General features: G+C 45.6%; 18 protein-coding genes and 1 tRNA gene. 6 read left to right on the top strand and 13 right to left on the bottom strand.

The window, feature by feature from the left end:
- The first annotated feature begins 94 nt into the window (after positions 1-94).
- The 4 genes from E7008_00820 to argS are packed head-to-tail and all read left to right on the top strand — an operon-like array spanning position 95 to position 4,686.
- Positions 95-1,012 carry a hypothetical protein gene (locus tag E7008_00820; GenBank protein MBE6456472.1) on the top strand — a complete coding sequence of 306 codons (918 nt, stop codon included), beginning with the start codon at positions 95-97 and terminating at the stop codon, positions 1,010-1,012.
- Complete coding sequence (locus tag E7008_00815; GenBank protein ID MBE6456471.1) at positions 1,013-1,660, top strand: response regulator transcription factor; 648 nt, start codon at positions 1,013-1,015, stop codon at positions 1,658-1,660.
- 14 nt (positions 1,661-1,674) lie between these two features.
- Complete coding sequence (locus E7008_00810) at positions 1,675-2,955, top strand: HAMP domain-containing protein (GenBank protein MBE6456470.1); 1,281 nt, start codon at positions 1,675-1,677, stop codon at positions 2,953-2,955.
- A gap of 24 nt (positions 2,956-2,979) precedes the next feature.
- Complete coding sequence (gene argS, locus E7008_00805; GenBank protein MBE6456469.1) at positions 2,980-4,686, top strand: arginine--tRNA ligase; 1,707 nt, start codon at positions 2,980-2,982, stop codon at positions 4,684-4,686.
- A 22-nt stretch (positions 4,687-4,708) separates the two neighbouring features.
- Here argS and E7008_00800 read toward each other — a convergent pair whose 3' ends face one another.
- The 3 genes from E7008_00800 to E7008_00790 are packed head-to-tail and all read right to left on the bottom strand — an operon-like array spanning position 4,709 to position 7,663.
- A complete protein-coding gene (locus tag E7008_00800) occupies positions 4,709-6,061 on the bottom strand; it encodes a hypothetical protein (GenBank protein MBE6456468.1) in 1,353 nt (450 codons plus the stop codon).
- Positions 6,061-6,720 (bottom strand): J domain-containing protein, encoded by a 660-nt coding sequence (locus E7008_00795; GenBank protein ID MBE6456467.1) that lies wholly within the window; start codon positions 6,718-6,720, stop codon positions 6,061-6,063. The genes E7008_00800 and E7008_00795 overlap by 1 nt, the downstream gene beginning before the upstream one ends.
- Positions 6,721-6,739: 19 nt before the next feature.
- Complete coding sequence (locus E7008_00790) at positions 6,740-7,663, bottom strand: hypothetical protein (protein MBE6456466.1); 924 nt, start codon at positions 7,661-7,663, stop codon at positions 6,740-6,742.
- Positions 7,664-8,019: 356 nt separating this feature from the next.
- Between E7008_00790 and dnaK the strand changes: the two genes are divergently transcribed.
- Positions 8,020-9,912 carry a molecular chaperone DnaK gene (dnaK, locus tag E7008_00785; GenBank protein MBE6456465.1) on the top strand — a complete coding sequence of 631 codons (1,893 nt, stop codon included), beginning with the start codon at positions 8,020-8,022 and terminating at the stop codon, positions 9,910-9,912.
- 63 nt (positions 9,913-9,975) lie between these two features.
- Here the strand turns inward: dnaK and E7008_00780 are convergent, their stop codons facing one another.
- The 9 genes from E7008_00780 to E7008_00740 form a co-directional block, all read right to left on the bottom strand.
- Positions 9,976-10,365: a 50S ribosomal protein L19 gene (locus E7008_00780; GenBank protein MBE6456464.1), complete on the bottom strand. Its 390-nt coding sequence runs from the start codon at positions 10,363-10,365 to the stop codon at positions 9,976-9,978.
- Positions 10,362-11,048: a tRNA (guanosine(37)-N1)-methyltransferase TrmD gene (gene trmD, locus E7008_00775; GenBank protein MBE6456463.1), complete on the bottom strand. Its 687-nt coding sequence runs from the start codon at positions 11,046-11,048 to the stop codon at positions 10,362-10,364. Before trmD ends, E7008_00780 begins: the two co-directional genes overlap by 4 nt.
- Position 11,049: 1 nt before the next feature.
- The gene (gene rimM / locus E7008_00770) at positions 11,050-11,514 is read right to left on the bottom strand and encodes a 16S rRNA processing protein RimM (GenBank protein MBE6456462.1); all 465 of its coding nucleotides are present in this window, start codon (positions 11,512-11,514) and stop codon (positions 11,050-11,052) included.
- 1 nt (position 11,515) lies between these two features.
- On the bottom strand, positions 11,516-11,716 hold the full coding sequence (locus E7008_00765; protein ID MBE6456461.1) for a hypothetical protein: 201 nt from the start codon (positions 11,714-11,716) through the stop codon (positions 11,516-11,518).
- Between the two features lie 58 nt (positions 11,717-11,774).
- A complete protein-coding gene (gene rpsP / locus E7008_00760; protein MBE6456460.1) occupies positions 11,775-12,212 on the bottom strand; it encodes a 30S ribosomal protein S16 in 438 nt (145 codons plus the stop codon).
- A gap of 604 nt (positions 12,213-12,816) precedes the next feature.
- A tRNA-Gly gene (locus E7008_00755) sits at positions 12,817-12,890 on the bottom strand.
- 54 nt (positions 12,891-12,944) lie between these two features.
- Positions 12,945-13,757, bottom strand: coding sequence for a hypothetical protein (locus E7008_00750; protein MBE6456459.1), 813 nt, complete (start codon positions 13,755-13,757; stop codon positions 12,945-12,947).
- Position 13,758: 1 nt separating this feature from the next.
- A complete protein-coding gene (locus E7008_00745; protein ID MBE6456458.1) occupies positions 13,759-14,598 on the bottom strand; it encodes a radical SAM protein in 840 nt (279 codons plus the stop codon).
- Positions 14,598-15,752 carry a LysM peptidoglycan-binding domain-containing protein gene (locus tag E7008_00740; protein MBE6456457.1) on the bottom strand — a complete coding sequence of 385 codons (1,155 nt, stop codon included), beginning with the start codon at positions 15,750-15,752 and terminating at the stop codon, positions 14,598-14,600. Before E7008_00740 ends, E7008_00745 begins: the two co-directional genes overlap by 1 nt.
- 112 nt (positions 15,753-15,864) lie before the next feature.
- Here E7008_00740 and E7008_00735 point away from each other — a divergent pair, with 112 nt between their 5' ends.
- The gene (locus E7008_00735) at positions 15,865-16,944 is read left to right on the top strand and encodes an ATP-dependent 6-phosphofructokinase (protein MBE6456456.1); all 1,080 of its coding nucleotides are present in this window, start codon (positions 15,865-15,867) and stop codon (positions 16,942-16,944) included.
- 26 nt (positions 16,945-16,970) lie between these two features.
- Here the strand turns inward: E7008_00735 and E7008_00730 are convergent, their stop codons facing one another.
- The gene (locus E7008_00730) at positions 16,971-17,363 is read right to left on the bottom strand and encodes an acyl carrier protein (GenBank protein ID MBE6456455.1); all 393 of its coding nucleotides are present in this window, start codon (positions 17,361-17,363) and stop codon (positions 16,971-16,973) included.
- Positions 17,364-17,380 lie beyond the last annotated feature (17 nt).

Here is a 17,380-nt window from a genome sequence, read left to right as displayed (position 1 = left end):
AGCGTGCATAAATTTCAATAAAAATATTTTTTTGTTTTGACACAATTATCTAAAATGTTCTAAGATTCAGCCAGAGAGAACCAAAGGCAACACAATGTTAAGACCTATTTTGACTGCTGTTTTTGTTGGATTATGCGCTTTTTCTGCCCAGGCAGATGATATTGTATATGACAATTTTCAGACTATTTACACCGAAACACCGGTGCAATCTTACTATGCATATCCCGACGACCCAAACTTTATCCCAGAAACTGAATTTATGGAACGTGCGGACAGCCTGGACTATGACCAGAACATAATTGACGCCCGCACCACCGAATCAAACGCGCATCCCGGCGTAATGTTTGCGGATCGTCCAATGGTAATATGTCGCAATTTTGGTTGTACACGCCTGAACGACCGTATTACGCGTTCATTCTTGTTCAACAGTTTGGCAAATATGTTCATGATGAACGCCCATTCCCGTGTTTATATATGCGAGGCCGACCCATTTTCACGCGATTGCCTGCAATCTGGCATTTCCTTTCCGGTACGCAGCGGTATCGCCAACGCCATGGTTAAAATCCCCAAGGGCACAATATCCCAGGTCAGCATGTCAACCGGCCTGTCCAAGGCAACCGTCGGTATGACATATGAATTTCTGGTCAATGGCATCAGTCGTGTATGCGAACCAACCGTTATGGATATTGTTGTGCCTGTAAATTCCGAAGCAATCCTGTCCAATCGTGAATTTGCCTGCAATATGACCAGTGACGGCATCAGCAGTGTTTCATTAATTGTCAGCCTGGATTACATCGACCTGGACTATGGCATCTTGGGTGGTTATTATTCATTGGGAATGCAGGGACCAACCACCGGCGGTGGTACAGGCTATGCACTGTTTAAAACAGAATTCGCCACCGGCAACATGCAATTTCGTGCCGCCACATTTGACCCAGATATGATGGGCGCGAACAATGCCATGCGCACAATACAACCCGGCGAATACGCAGTTGAACCATTAAACAAGTAAATGAACAAAACTATTCTTATTGTTGACGACGATGATATGCTGCGCAGATCACTTACATCAGGTCTGCGCAGCGACGGTTTTAATGTTCTCTCGGCTAATTCCGCAGAAAACGCCCAAGACATACTGACCCGCATATCAGTTGACGCGATTATCCTGGATCGCATGATGACCGGCATGGATGGCCTGACATTTTTGCGCACGCTTCGCGGGACGGGAAACACAACACCGGTATTAATGCTAACTGCACTCAGTGGCCCTGAAAATGCAATTGCGGGGCTTTCCGACGGCGCGAATGATTACCTGGCCAAACCATTTCAAATGCGTGAACTGGTGTTGCGCCTAAACAACATTATTCGCCAATCCGCATCTGTTGGCAAAAAGATGCCCCAGGGGCTGATATTTACAGACAACGAATTTTTTGTATCAACTGCTTTAACCCAAGAACCACAGTTACTGGCCTTGTCCGGCGAAGAAAAGAAGTTATTACAGCACCTGACCAGCCCGCTGGGCAACATTGCCCCCGCGGCTCCAATGGTTGCAAAACGCTTGCGCAATAAATTAAATTTAGTATTATCACACTTGGATATAATAACAATCCGGGGACGTGGATATAAATTAATCGACAAATCCGCAACCCCAACAACATAAATGGGATAAATAATATGAGATTGATTCCACGCAGTTTTTTATGGCGCACTATTTTAATGATTTTAATTCCCCTGATTATCGCCCAGGTAATTGTTGCCAATGCATTTTTTGGCAACCACTGGTCGCGCGTACACGACACATTGGCACGAACATTGGCCGGTGAAATCGCAACAATGACCAACTTTATTGACGAAGGCAACACAGACGCAGTCCAAAAAATGGCACGCGATATTGGCATCAATGTCACATTCCACGAAAAACTAAACCGTCCACGTCATAACGACAATCACGCCCACGAAACAGGACGCTTGGCATCCGAACTGTCCAAACGTCTGCAACGTCGCGCCAACATCTATATGGACCGTGGCAAACGACTGGTATATGTTGATGTGCCGACCCGCGACAACCAAATTGCAACATTTGGCACATCGCTGTATCGCATTTATTCCACCAGTACCGAGGTCTTTATCATCTGGCTGTTGGGGTCTATTTTAATTGTATCAATCCTGATTGCGCCATTTATCATCATGCACACGCGCAGCATTCGTCGCATTGCCCGTGCCGCCGGCCGATTTGGCCGTGGCCTGGACGCACCTGGGTTTGTTCCAACCGGTTCCAAAGAAATCCGCGAAGCCGCCGCATCCATGATTACAATGAAGGAACGTCTGGACAGATACAACCGCACCCGTACCGACATGCTGAACGCGGTCAGCCACGATTTAAAAGCGCCATTAACGCGCATGCGCTTGGCGGTTGAAACCAACACCGCGACCAGCGACGATTTAATCCGCGACATTGACCGTATGACGGAAATGGTGAACGGATACCTGGCATTCGCCCGTGGCGAAGCACCTGAAATCGAACAGGCCACTGAATTGCCACCAATGCTGACCCGAATTGCACGTGACGCCGCCCCGGACAAAAAAATCGTCACCGATTTCCCGGACGCACCGATCCAATTCTATGCACGCCCAATGGCATTGGCACGCGCATTCAGCAACATCATCGAAAACGCGGCACGCTATGCTAATAAACAAATAAAAATCACAGAACACGACACCGCTGACACTGTCGAAGTCATTATCGAAGACGACGGCCCAGGCATCCCAGACGACCGCAAACGCGACGCCATGCGCCCATTTGTGCGCCTGGACGATGCGCGCGGCACAGACACCGGTGGCACGGGCCTGGGACTGTCCATTGCGCAAACTGCAATTGAAAACCACGGCGGACAAATGTTCCTGGAAAACAGCGAACTGGGCGGTCTGCGCGTCAGAATTGTATTACCAATCTAAGAAAACTACGAAGGGTATCAGAAAATGAATTTGTATAAATATGTATCAAATGCAATTAATGAAAAACTGGGCACAACTGTAAATCTAGAAGTTCCCCGCAACCGCGAATTTGGTGACTTTTCCACCAACGCCGCCATGGTTATGGCGCGTTCCGCTGGCAAAAATCCACGTGAATTGGCGGCGGAAATCTTGCCAAAACTGACCGAATTAGATTTTGTTGCCGATGCATCAATCGCCGGCCCTGGTTTTATTAATATTAAGTTGCGCGACGAATTCATTTGGGATTCTGCCGCCCAACCGCAATCCCCACGCACAGACACACCAATGACAATCGACCTGGATTATGGTGCATATAATGTTGCGAAATCGTTACACATTGGACATTTGCGCACATCAATTGTTGGCGACACATTCAACCGTATTGCGCGCATGTTGGGACATAAAACATATTCGTGGAATCATATCGGCGACTGGGGCAAACCAATGGCATTGGTAATTGCGTGGATTGAACGCCTGCACCCAGAATTACCATATTTCCGTGACGACTTCGACCCAAACACATCGGTTGACTTTGAAATCAATCCGTCTGAATTAAACACCTACTATCCCGCAGCCAGTGCGTACGCCAAAGAAAATCCAGAATTTCAATCGCACGCCCAGGATATCAAGGCTAAATTCCAGGACGGACATGCGGGCTATTTTGCGTTGTATGAAAAATTCCTGAAAATATCATTGGACATGATGAACGACACGGTCAAACGCTTGAACATCTTGCCATTTGACTATGATTTGGGCGAACGCAACGCGGCGAAATACTTGGACGACGTTGAAAAAATCCTGCGCGCCAAAGATTTAATAACCGAAAGCGACGGCGCCCAGGTTATCGTTGTTAAACGCGACGACGACAATAAACCAATGCCACCATACATGTGGACTGATTCCCGCGGCGCGGACACATATGATTCAACCGATCTAGCCGCCGTTTATTGTCGTAAAATAACAGACGCCCCCGACCGTATCATATATTTCACCGATTTGCGCCAGGGTCTGCACTTTGAACAGTTATTCCGCGCATCCCAAATTTCCGGTATATTCGATTATAACAAATTCGAGCATATCGGATACGGCACAATAAACGGCCGCGACGGCAAACCGTTCAAGACCCGTGACGGCAACGCCGCCGGTCTGGACGATATTATCGACGCCGTAAACGAAGCCGTCAACGCACGTGTGGCCGAATCCGGCAAAACACTGGACAACGACACAATTGCTGCAATTGCGCTGTCTGCGGTTAAATTTAACGACCTGATGCACGATGTACGGTCTGACTATATCTTTGACCCCGCATCCGTCACCAGTTTCGAAGGGCGCACCGGTCCATACATCCTGTACACCGCCGTCCGTTTGAACAGCGTATTGAAACGCGCAACCGACGCACCATCTGCGACATATATGCCGATGAATTCGGATGAACGCAATCTATTGATTGGAATCCTGGATTTCGAACGCACGGTTCACAGTGCATTTGACAATCGCGCCACAGATATGATTGCAAACTATGCCTATGATTTGTGCCAGTTGATAAATACATTCTATCACAACTGTCCAATTCTGCGTGACGACGTGCCGGCCGATGTTCGGGCGGGCCGATTGCATATTGCGACAATTGCGCGCGACACATTGGCAAAAACGATTGATTTAATGGGTCTAAAAATCCCATCAGAAATGTAAAAATCCCCCGGTTGGGGGATTTTTAATCGCGCTGATTTTCCATAGATTTGATACCGATGCGTCGGATTTCTTTGCCATCCTGGTCAAAATCAACAATTTCACCCCCAATCGGCCACTTATACACAACACTATACACTAACTTGCCCGCCGTGGTGACTCTGTGAGTCACCTTTACCCCAGGATGTTCTGCAACAAATCTTGCCATATCGCTGTTTTCAGGAATTTTTGTGGTCGTTAATAATACCTGTCCTCGTTCAAATTGTTGCTTTTTAGATAACGCAGTTAAATCAAGTCCGATTATACTACCATTTGCATCCCGAACCGCTTCCAGTTTTTTATTTGCATTTTTAATCATTTCCATTGTCTTGGCATCTGCTTTGACCAAGCCCGAATTAGAAACATCATACTCATTAAAAAGCTTGTCATCCGTGACTTGCATCCCCAAAAAAGCACCTTTGGCATCATACAAACGTACTGCATCAAACCAAACAGATTTTTCCACTACGCTCGAACCTTGTCGTGCCAAAGCCGCAACCCCTCGCGCCTTTTGTGCAAAGGCGACACCATCAATTGCCGGCTCTATCGCCAAGACTTCTGTGCCATATATTTCCATATTATTATTTTCACCCACAGCCCTTGTCATCGCCCGAACTAAATCACTGTCCAACGACACGTTCACTTTGTTATCTTGACTTTGGGTGTTTTTTTCTTGTCCTTGTTCTGGCAATTTTTCTTTATCGAACATATATTTTTGGCCTTGAAACATAAAACCAATGCAATTCCCGTCCTTGTCCCAATACTGCACAATATCTGCATAACTGCTTTTCGCTTCGCCCCGCCTATTGGGTATTGGCTTGGTCACCATGGTATGACATCTGTATGCACAGGAATATGCAATACCATTAAAAGGCGGATTATGCTCTATTACGTCCTCTTTTGAATAATTTTTTCTAAATGTTTCCAGTTTTCGTTTCGGCAAAAATCCTGTTAAGTAAGACACGACTCTTTCTGCCCATGAATCATTCACCGTCATCTGTCCCCCTAATTCCCGGTCGCGCTCTGGCAATTTTTCCTTATCGAACATATATTTTTTGCCTTGAAACATAAAACCAATACAATTCCCGTCCTTGTTCCAATATTGTTCAATTTTTATCTTGTCGAACGAACGGACCATACCAGGTATAGCCGTCATAGCCATTTCCATTAGATATTCACCCACATACGCAATCCCATCACGTGGTGGTTTTATCTCTCTAATCTCACTATTTGGTTTTTTTTCGAAATCTTGCAGTTTTGTATTTGGCAACATTTGCTTTAACAAATTAAAAATCGCCTTCTCTACATCACCAGCTCGCCATGTTATAAAACTAGTCATCATCTGCCCCCTTGTTGATTTTTACGATTAAATCTGGCGGTGGCATCTTCATACTGTTTCAGATACATATTCGCCATTTTGGCCAGCATCACAGCTCGCGCCACCTGCATTTTTTCCTGCATCAGCAAACGTTGCAACGTTTGCACATAGCCCAATTTCTTGTCCAGGTTATCTGCCTGTACTAACTTGGCTTCTGTATCCTTTACCTTTTGACGCGTCGTGGCCAATTCACCATTTATAAAGTTTTCATGGTCACGCTTGGCCTGTTGATACTTTTGCCAAAATGTTTTCAAAATCGAATCTATATTTACATTTGCCCCCGTACCGGTCGAACCCGTACGCCCCGCGCCACCGCCATTATTATTCCCGGGACGCGCTCCACCATCCGCCCCTGGACGTGTGCCAGTATTGCTGGATTGCCCGCCACGATTTTGACCATTGCCTTGATTGCTGTTTCCACCACGTTCCAGATGTTTTAGAAACACCTCATTAGCCTCAGCAACTTTTTTGAACATTTCTTCGGCATGTTTATCACCTGGATTTTTGTCCGGATGATATTTCATGCATAGCGCGCGATATGCTTTTTTTAACTGGGCCCGGGTTGCATTTAATGGAATCCCCAGTATTTGTGCAGCTTCATTTACTGTCATTTTTGCCATAAAACTCTCCTTTTATTAGTTATTCATGTTCTTTAATCGGGGCAGGGCTCACAACCGCCTTTTTATCCTTGGCATGTTTCTTAACGCGTTCTCCCGCCCGGTCAAAAATATTTTGATATTCTTCATTACCTTGCTGGACATTGGACACAGGCTTGCCATCCACATAGTCTACCGACGAAATCACTTTGCCGTCTTGATAAACCATTTGATTCAAAATTCGTCCTACATCATCATACGACGTCATGGTTTTTGGATTATTGTCTTTATCCTTGCGCAGAATTGACGCAACGCGCCCTGTGGGGTGATAGTTAACTTCGTCAAATTCATGCAATTGCACCGACAGCAACAACTTGCCACTTTCGTCCATTTGTTCAATTGATGACACAAAAGATTCTGCCACATCTGTTTCGTCCCTGTCTGTACCATGAATGCTATTGTCCCAAGAGTCCGCATTACCACGTCCCGTATTCTGTGTTCTTTGTTTATACGTGGTATGTATCGCAATATGACCATTGTCATAGTATGTCGTCTTGTCCGTCGTCATCCACTTGCCACTACCAGGCTCGTTTCGAAAACTAGATTTATCTCGTATTCTTACCTTGTGTACAGACGATAACATACGCCCATTTTCACCATACTGAATTTCATTCATTCCCAACGCCCCATAGGCAAAACTATAACTATCTTCTTCATACTTTATAATACTGGAAATATATCCGTCCTTGAAATTCACAACATCATTATCCTTCAAGATTTGCGAAACTGTTATACGCCCTTCTTTATCATACTGGGTAATAATACGGCGACCCATACTCTCTTCCATGATGGTTATAATATTTCCTTCTTTATCTTTCGTTACTGTTTTTCCAACGGTCCCATCAGCCATTCTTTCTGCTATTCCAGCAATAGCAGCATTTAACGCATCCAATTCTGCATCTGACATTTCTTACCCCTTTCTTGCATAAAAAATAATCGTCAAATGAAATTGACGATCGGGGTGTTAGAAAATCATATCGTGTGATGATTTCGCTGGCCTTTGGCGAATGCCTGTTGTATAGCCAACGACACCCCGACCACATGTCGGGGGCAAAATTGAGCGACACTGAATGTCGCCCGTACACGATAAGGGCTTTCTACAACCCCGAACCCAATCCCATTGAGTTCACACCAATTATACCACAAAATCCTAAAAATACAACATTATGTTTTATTTTAAGAAAAACTGTCTATTGCCACTTGAAATCAAATTTTGCATAACTATATGGTGGGTAAGCAAATTTTTTAACAGGAGTGAAAAACATGGGAAAAGTAATTGGTATTGACTTGGGTACAACAAATTCGGCCATGGCGTTCATGGACGGTTCTGACCCAAAAATCATTGAAAATTCCGAAGGTCAGCGCACAACCCCATCCGTTGTTGCATTGACATCAAACGGGGAACAGTTGGTCGGCATCACAGCCAAGAATCAGGCGGTCACCAACCCCGAAAACACAATCTATGAAATCAAACGTTTAATGGGTCTGCGCTTTGACAGCCCAGCTGTCCGTGAAATTGCGGCACGCGTTCCATATAAAATCGTTGCGGGCGACAATGGCGACGCATGGGTTGAAATGGACGGCAAGAAATATGCCCCATCCCAGATTTCTGCAATGATTTTGGCAAAATTGAAAAAAGACGCCGAATCCTATCTGGGTGAACCGGTCACCGACGCGGTTATTACCGTTCCTGCATACTTTAACGATTCCCAGCGCCAGGCAACCAAAGACGCCGGTCGCATTGCGGGTCTGAACGTATTGCGTATTGTTAACGAACCAACGGCCGCGGCATTGGCATACGGCCTGGACAAAGGCAAAGATGGCATCATCGCAGTATATGACCTGGGTGGTGGTACATTTGACGTATCTATTTTGGAAATTATCGATGGCGTATTCGAAGTAAAATCAACCAACGGCGACACGACCCTGGGTGGCTCAGACTTTGACGCGCGTATTTTGGAACACTTGATTGCTGAATTTAAATCCCAGACTGGCATTGACCTGTCGGGCGACAAACTGGCATTGCAACGTTTAAAAGAAGCCGCTGAAAAGGCAAAAATCGAATTGTCGTCTAAAACATCCACAGACATCAACCTGCCGTTCTTGACGGCGGACGCGACGGGGCCAAAGCACTTTAACACAACCCTGACACGTGCGAAATTGGAATCGTTGGTTGCGGACTTGATTGAACGCACAATTGAACCTTGCAAAAAGGCATTAAAGGACGCAGGTCTGGAAAAATCACAGATTAACGAAGTTATCTTGGTCGGTGGTCAAACCCGCATGCCCAAGGTTGCCGAAACGGTCAAAGAATTCTTTGGTCGCGAACCACACAAGGGCGTGAACCCAGACGAAGTTGTCGGTATGGGCGCAGCCATCCAGGGTGGCGTATTAAAGGGCGATGTCAAAGACGTTCTGTTGCTGGACGTAACGCCATTATCATTGGGCATTGAAACATTGGGTGGCGTGTTCACACGTCTGATTGACCGCAACACAACAATCCCAACCAAGAAATCCCAGGTATTCAGCACCGCCGAAGACAACCAGTCGGCCGTAACCATCCGTGTATTCCAGGGCGAACGCGACATGGCGGCGGACAACAAATTACTGGGCCAATTTAATCTAGAAGGTATCGCACCGGCCCCACGTGGTATGCCACAAATCGAAGTGTCATTTGATATCGACGCAAACGGCATCGTACACGTATCGGCCAAGGACAAAGGCACCGGCAAAGAACAGGCGATTTCAATCAAATCCGACGGCGGTCTGTCCGAAGACGAAATCAAACGCATGGTTGACGAAGCCGCTGCCAACGCCGAAGCGGACAAGGCAAAACGCGAACTGGCCGAGGCCAAGAATACCGCCGAAACCGCTATCTTTAGCATTGAAAAATCACTGAAAGAACACGGTGATAAAATCAGCGAAGATGATAAAAAAGCAATCGAAGATGCGAAAAAAGAATTAGCCGACGAATTGGCCAAGGCTGACGCAACGGTTGACAGTTTGAAATCAAAAACCGAAGCGTTAACCGAACGCGCCATGAAACTGGGCGAAGCGGTCTACAAAGCCCAACAGGCCGAGCAGGGCGCATCCGCCGACACAGAAAAGAAAAACGACGACGGCACCGTCGACGCGGACTTTTCTGAAAAGAAATAATTAAAATCCCCCAATTGGGGGATTTTTCAGACACTAAAAAAACCCGCCAATTGGCGGGTTTTATTATTTTGCACTCTTTTCTGCACTTGTTGCTGCCAAGTCTTCGACGATACGCGCCTTTTTACCTGACAACCCACGCAGGAAGAATAACTTTGCACGACGTACTTTACCAATACGAACCTTTTCAATCTTTTCGATTGCAGGGCTGTACAGTGGGAATTTACGTTCCACACCAACACCGTATGATTCACGACGTACTGTAAAGGATGCATTATTCCCCATGCCGCCATCGCGTGCGATAACAACACCTTCGAAAACCTGGATACGGAATTTATCACCATCTTTAATTTTGACGTGAACCTTTAATGTATCCCCGGCCTTGAAGTTTGGGATTTTTTTGTCGCCCTTTAATTTTTCAATCTGGGCTGCTTCGATTTTTTTAATAATGCTCATTTTTCATTTTCCTTTATTAAGTCCGGTCGACGTTCTTTGGTTATGTCAACCGATTGTTGTTTCCGCCACCGTTCGATATTGCCGTGGTGACCGGACAGCAGGACTTCTGGGACGCTTCGTCCACGCCATACTGACGGACGGGTATATAACGGCCATTCCAACCCGCCGATTTCGAAACTTTCGTTTTCGGTGGTATCCGCACCACCGTGAACCACATTATCCATCACGCGAACGCAACTGTCAATAAAAACTTGGGCTGCAACTTCACCGCCCGACAGTATATAATCCCCGATGGAAAGTTCCATTATATCATATTCTTCGATGATTCGTTCATCAATTCCTTCGTACCGACCACACAGCAGGGTATATGTCGCATCGGGCTGGGCAACAAATTCGCGCACCATTTTTTGGTTCAGCGTTGCCCCGCGTGGCGAAAAGTATATAATTTTTCCTGGATTTTTAATTGAATCCAACGCATCACCCAGTGCATCTGGTCGCATAACCATACCCGCACCGCCACCGAATTGGGTATCATCAACACTGCCATAGTTATTTATAGCAAAGTCCCGAATATTAACCACATCATATGTCCAGATTTTCTTGTCCAACGCACGTCCAACAACGCCGCCCGCCAGCGTCCCTGGAAACATTTCTGGAAAAATGGTCAGTATATTAAAATGCATTTTATCTAACCACTATTACTTTGCCATTCAAGTCGACAGACGCCCCAACAAACGACACCATATCACCATTGTCCAGTTCAATAATATCGCCCGCGCCATAGTTTTGAAAACAATCCACAGCACCAATCTGGACACCATCGCGTACAACTGCAAACCCAATTAAATCCGCCTGATAGTATTCGTTCGTATTCAAATCGGGCAGGGCGTCCCGATTTATAAACAATTCTGTTCCCCGCAACGCTTCGGCGGCATTTCGGTCATCAACGCCACGGATCTTGGCAATAACAACATTTGAATTTGGCACTGCGCGCACAAATTTAAAATCACCGTCTGCAAATCGATTGCTACACACATTAAACTTCTGAAAGTCCGTTGTTTTTTCCGCAAAAGACTGTACGCGTACCTCGCCACGAATACCCTGTGGCGCGACAATTTTTCCGACCAAGATTTGTTTAACGTCTGTCATATTATCTTTGCTTTTTCATTTGTTCTTTGTATTCGACCAACTTGATACAGTCAACACTATACGCAGGGCATTGACCACCCGTCAGGAAAATCACCGGTTTATTCGCCAATAACGACTCAGACATCTGGCGATAAAACTCATCTGTTCGTTCAACCTGCGAACATTCCAGCCCCGGTGCATGTGGGCAATAACATTCTACCATTTATCATACCCTTATAACAAAACCTTGCCCGGGTCGCCCCGGGCAATCAAAGCAAAATTTATTCAGCTGTTTCTGTTGCTGGTGCTTCTTCGGCTGGCGCTTCTGCTGCAGCCTTGGCTGCGGCTTCTGCCGCTGCTTTTTCGGCGGCAATTTTTGCCAACTTGTCGGCTTTGTCCTTGATTTTCATCTGTGTTTTTTCAGACTGCAAATGTTTTTTGGTCTGAACTGGAATCGCCTTTGGTTTTACCAAGCCGGCTTTGGCCAAGAACTTGTAAACACGATCAGATGGCTGTGCCCCTTTGGCCAACCATGCCTTAACTTCATCCAATTTCAAGATAACGCGTTTATCGCTATCTTTTGCCTGCATTGGGTCATATTTACCAACGACTTCCAATACATTACCCGAATTACGTGCATTGCGTGAATCTGTCACAACAATGTGATAATATGGGCGTTTTTTCGCACCGAAACGTGCCAAACGAATAACAGTTGCCATAATTTTGCTCCTTATATTTATTAACTGTTTTTTCCACAAAGAAAACCGCCATCAAGGACGAACACTCGTCGGATGATGTACCACACGCATACTGCGAACTGGCGATACAATAATGGCAATCTTTGGGATTTGCGCACCTATTATGAACCAAAACTAATCAAAAGTCAAATATTTATTCAAATAATTACAACCCCAATCTCGCTGTAGCGTCAGCGAAAGCGGATACCCCCCAATCTCGCTGTAGCGTCAGAGAAAGCGGATGGTGCGGGCGAAGGGAATCCAAACGTATCGCAGTCTTAACGAGTTGCGTTATTAGCAACGAGTTTTAGACGAAGAAGAGAGGATACCCGATTCATACAAACCAAAAGACAATCTTGGTGCGGGCGAAGGGAATCCGCGTGTATAAACACACAATGAGTTGCGTTATTAGCAACGAATTGATGTGTGCGTCACAAGGATACCCGACTCAAACACAACCAACTTTAAACTTGGTGCGGGCGAAGGGAATCCAAACGTATCGCAGTCTTAACGAGTTGCGTTATTAGCAACGAGTTTTAGACGAAGAAGAGAGAATACCCGATTCAAACAAACCAAAAGACAAGCGTGGTGCGGGCGAAGGGAATCGAACCCTCGTCTTCAGCTTGGGAAGCTGACGTGCTACCATTATACCACGCCCGCAGTCGGAACAGGGCAAATAATATACTAAAAATCCCCCCATGTCCAGAACGATTTTTATCTTTTATTTTCTGCGACAATCTGTTTTGCGAATCTACGAATTTGCTGTACTGCATCATCAAATTCAAACACCCGGGGCATAGGGCAGGCCGCCACCATTTTATCCTTTGCAATTCTAGCATTTCTGCAAATCGGACACAATTTATAATCCGCCTGTTGAATTGCCGTGCATGTTTTTGCCGCCAAATGCGCCAAATTCATATGCGGCTTATACACAACAACAAACCGCGCATTTTCTTTCAATCGCAGATATTCAACAAATCTGAACGCCGGGCACATCTGTCGCGCGTTTACTTTTTCCGTATACGCCACCGCCCGTTTTTCAGATAAAACTTCCACATGTTCTTTATAATACCGCTGAACAACCGTTTTCAGACGTTCTTTATTTTCCGCATAATACTGTTGCCGTTTATCCGCCAAATGTTCACGATTCCTTTCGCGCCACGCTATACGGCTGGGCTTTCTGGCACGTGCCAAATCCATTCTCTGTTCCGCCGTCAGGCTATGATAATAACGTTTTGCGCGTTCCTTGTACGCATCGGCATGAGCCACATAGTACTGACGTTTGCGCGCCCGAATTTGCTCGCGTTTTTTTGCGCGATACTTTGCGTCCTTGACGCCGCGTTCTTCTGGCGTCATAGTTGCCATTTGTTTCCGTGCGCGCTGCTTAAACTTATCAATATTACGCAAATAATATTCACGTTTTTGCGCGGCGATTTTTTCGCGATTTTTTTCGCGATACAGTCTGCGACGTTCGCGTTTCGCTAACTGCGCCGGCGTCAGTTCTTCATCCGGTATTCTTTTTGACATTTTATCTGGTCCTTAGTAATAATTCCTGGGTCACATCATAGACGGTTCGTCCATTCACCGGCGTTTTATGAAAATAGTTCAGCGTCGCGACATCTTCATTATCTATCTGCAAACAGTTTCCCCAAACCGCATCTGACGAACCATCCGGCCGCACTTCACCAATATTATTTTGTTTTGCGCGCCCCATCTGTGACACAGGCGTCCCAAAATCGAACAAAATCTTGGTCCCAATCGTTTCACGTGCCGCAATAAACGTATTGCCCGACGGGAACACATGAATATTGTGCGCTTTTAGATATGCAATCAGATAATTAAACTGCGCATGTGATTTCAATGTATCTAATCCTGAAATCGACACCCGCACACAACGCGCCAAATGTTCACTGCTAACAATTTCCTGGATAATACGCGCCACCGCTGGAACAGTGTTATGAAATTCATCAATAGACACATCCATTGATGTCATTGTATTATTTTTTATCGCCGCATTCGCACAGTCGTTTAATATACGACGACGCAACGCATCGTCCGTTCCCCACACACCATTTGTTTTAATAAACGGTGCCAAACCTGCGCGTCCCGCGATTTCCAGACACTGCGGTATATATTCATACTGTTTCATAAAATAGGGCGCCATTGTTTCGCCACCTGTAAACACCATGTATTCCCACTTTGGCAACGGCATCGCGCAGAACTCGCCAATATATTGTTCAACCTTGTCCAATGGCATGATATTTGGCGCAACGTGTGGCCCGCTGCACTCGCTGCAATGTGCACATTTCAAATTACACCAATTGGTGTTTTTTATTGCGAAACTAATTTTATTATGATTGCCGTTCATTAATGCTTGCCCGATGTTGGAATTTGCAACAACTGTTTTGGATAAATCAAATCAGGATTTTGTATTGCATTGCGTTCTGCAATAACACTGAACAACACCCCACGGCGCAAGAAATTACGTGCAATAATCCACAAGCAATCCCCGCGACGGACAGTATAGTATGTATCATCATCGCCTGTCATTTCTGGCATAACAAATTTATGTAGCACTGTCCCGATTGTACGCCCATCACCATCATGCATACGCACGGCCAACTCATATTCCTTGCCGCTTTCCAGTTCGCCGACATCCGCCCCCAGACCAAAATGTCTGTGATCTGACACACGGGCAAAGCCCATATAATCACCATTTAACGCCAACGACACGCGCAAACGTGGCAACCCATCACCCGACACAACAATGCGACCCGTATCTAAATAATCAATCTTGGATACTGCCAAGTCACCATCGCGCAACATTGCCGGCGCCTGTAATAAAGTACTGCCTTCTTTGGTCATCAACAAAGACACAGAATTTTCCACACCTGCATCTGAAATATAAACGAACACCTTGTCTGACGATTTTACTTCTGGTTCTGCGCCCAACAAAGCAATGGTATAATTACCCGGCTTCCACGCAGTTGAGGTCGTATACACAAACTCGCCCGCATAATCTGTACGTTCTGTTGCAACAATCTTGTTATTTACCATGATTGAAATATTCTGATGTGGCAACCAGCGTCCCGCAATAACGACATCACCATCTTTTTCAATTCGAACAATATCAAACGTCGGCACTGTTATATTATCAACACGTTGCACAACTGGCTCTGGCACAGCGGGCACAACAATAACACGCGGTTGCGTTGCACCACGAATAAACATAACCCACACCGCAATAAATATCACCACCATGGCACAGGCAATCGGAAACCAATACGCACGTAATGCGCTGTGGCGACTGCGCGCCATCCCTGCATCAGCGGCGGCCACAGATTGATTTTCCTGTTTTTTGACCGACGGACGCGCAAACATATTCAGCGACTTCAAAAATCCACGCGTATATTCACGACGATTTTCCTGCCAATCATTTTGTTGGGCAATTGCATCATTAATCAAATCATCTGTGGAACGTTTTGTTTTTCCCATATTATTGTTTTTATTCTGTTTTGACATCGCACAAACTCCTGCGGAACTAGGTTATATTTTAATTTAGACAAATTATTCCAAATAATATTTCTTTGTCAATTTATTTGTGGTATAATTTTACAAAAAACAGGGGATTTATATGAAGAAAATTGGAATTATGACAACAGGTGGCGATTGCAGCGGCCTGAACACTGCAATATGGCGGATTATGACGGGCGCACACCTGCGTGGCTGGGACGTATACGGTATTCTGGATGGCACAGATGGCCTGTGCGTAAACCCACCGGCGGTCATAAAATTAAACGATATGCTGTTACCAATTGAAAACGCACGCCTGTCGGGCAGTTTTCTGCACAACGGACGCGCAACCGCATTGAACTTTGAAACCGCCGCCGAAACAGGGCGCGTTGACACATTTAATAAACAATTACGCAAATCATTGCGCGCGCTGCAACTGGACGCATTAATTTTAATTGGGGGCAATGGCAGTTTATCGTTGGCCTGGGCAAACCGCGAAATCTATCGCGACTTGCAACTAATATGCATTCCAAAAACAATCGATATGGACATACCATGTACCGATCGTACAATCGGATTCGATACCGCTGTACAACAGTTAACAACATTCTGCGATCAATTAATGTTAACCGCACGCAGCCACCATCGCTGGTTCGTTGTCCAGGCAATGGGACGCGACTGTGGCATGTTGGCATTACACGCAGGAATTGCCACTGGCGTATCGGCGATATTAATACCAGAAATCAAATTCAACATTGATAATCTAGTTAAACATATCAAATCATCTAATTCAGATTACGGCATAATTATCGTTTCCGAAGGAATTACATTACGCGGTCATTCCGGCCGTCCTGCCGATATGATTTCACGCAAACTGACCGCTGCTGGCATTGTAAACCGCACCGCATTTCCAGAACACACCCAACGTTCTGGCGATACAATCGCAACCGATCGAATACTGGCCACACGATTTGCAGATTGTGCATTAAACGCGATTGAAAACGGCGAAACATATGTCATGACCACACTGGAATGCGACAACGTTCACACAATCCCATTGTCTGAATTTGTTGCGTCCGGCGAATGTGTAACCGACCCCAAGATACCCGAACTAATAACATCAAACGCATACGTATCCCCCGACAACCCTTTATTGGCGGTTGCCGCCAATATGGGCATATATATCGGGGAACAGAAATAAAAAACCGCCAAACGGCGGTTATTTTCTTATCGTTGTTTGCCATATAAATTACAGGCAATCCTTTCACAAAAATTAACTTCCGGCCCAATCGTCGCACGATATTTAGCCGTATCGGGCACATTTGACATATACGCACATTGCAGCGCACAATTAAACGTACACGGAACCCACGTATCACGTGCTTTTTTCACCCGTTTTAAATTTTCAACCGCGACAACAATATCGCCAACAGAATTTATTTTATCGACCAGTTTTGTCGGCATAGAAACGTTACACTCGTGTTCCACATCAGCAATCAGCCCAAACCTATCCAACGAATCCAACCCCAGATTTTCAAAACTTTGTTGCACATCGGCATCGGGATGAAAATCATGAATTACATGTCCCGCGACCGATAAAACCTTTTTCTTAACATCCATAATTAACCCTTTGTTTA

The organism is Alphaproteobacteria bacterium, from assembly GCA_015062495.1.
Taxonomy (GTDB): domain Bacteria; phylum Pseudomonadota; class Alphaproteobacteria; order Rs-D84; family Rs-D84; genus Enterousia.
Note: the sequence above shows the minus strand (reverse complement) of the source record. Positions and strands in the feature narration are given on the sequence as shown.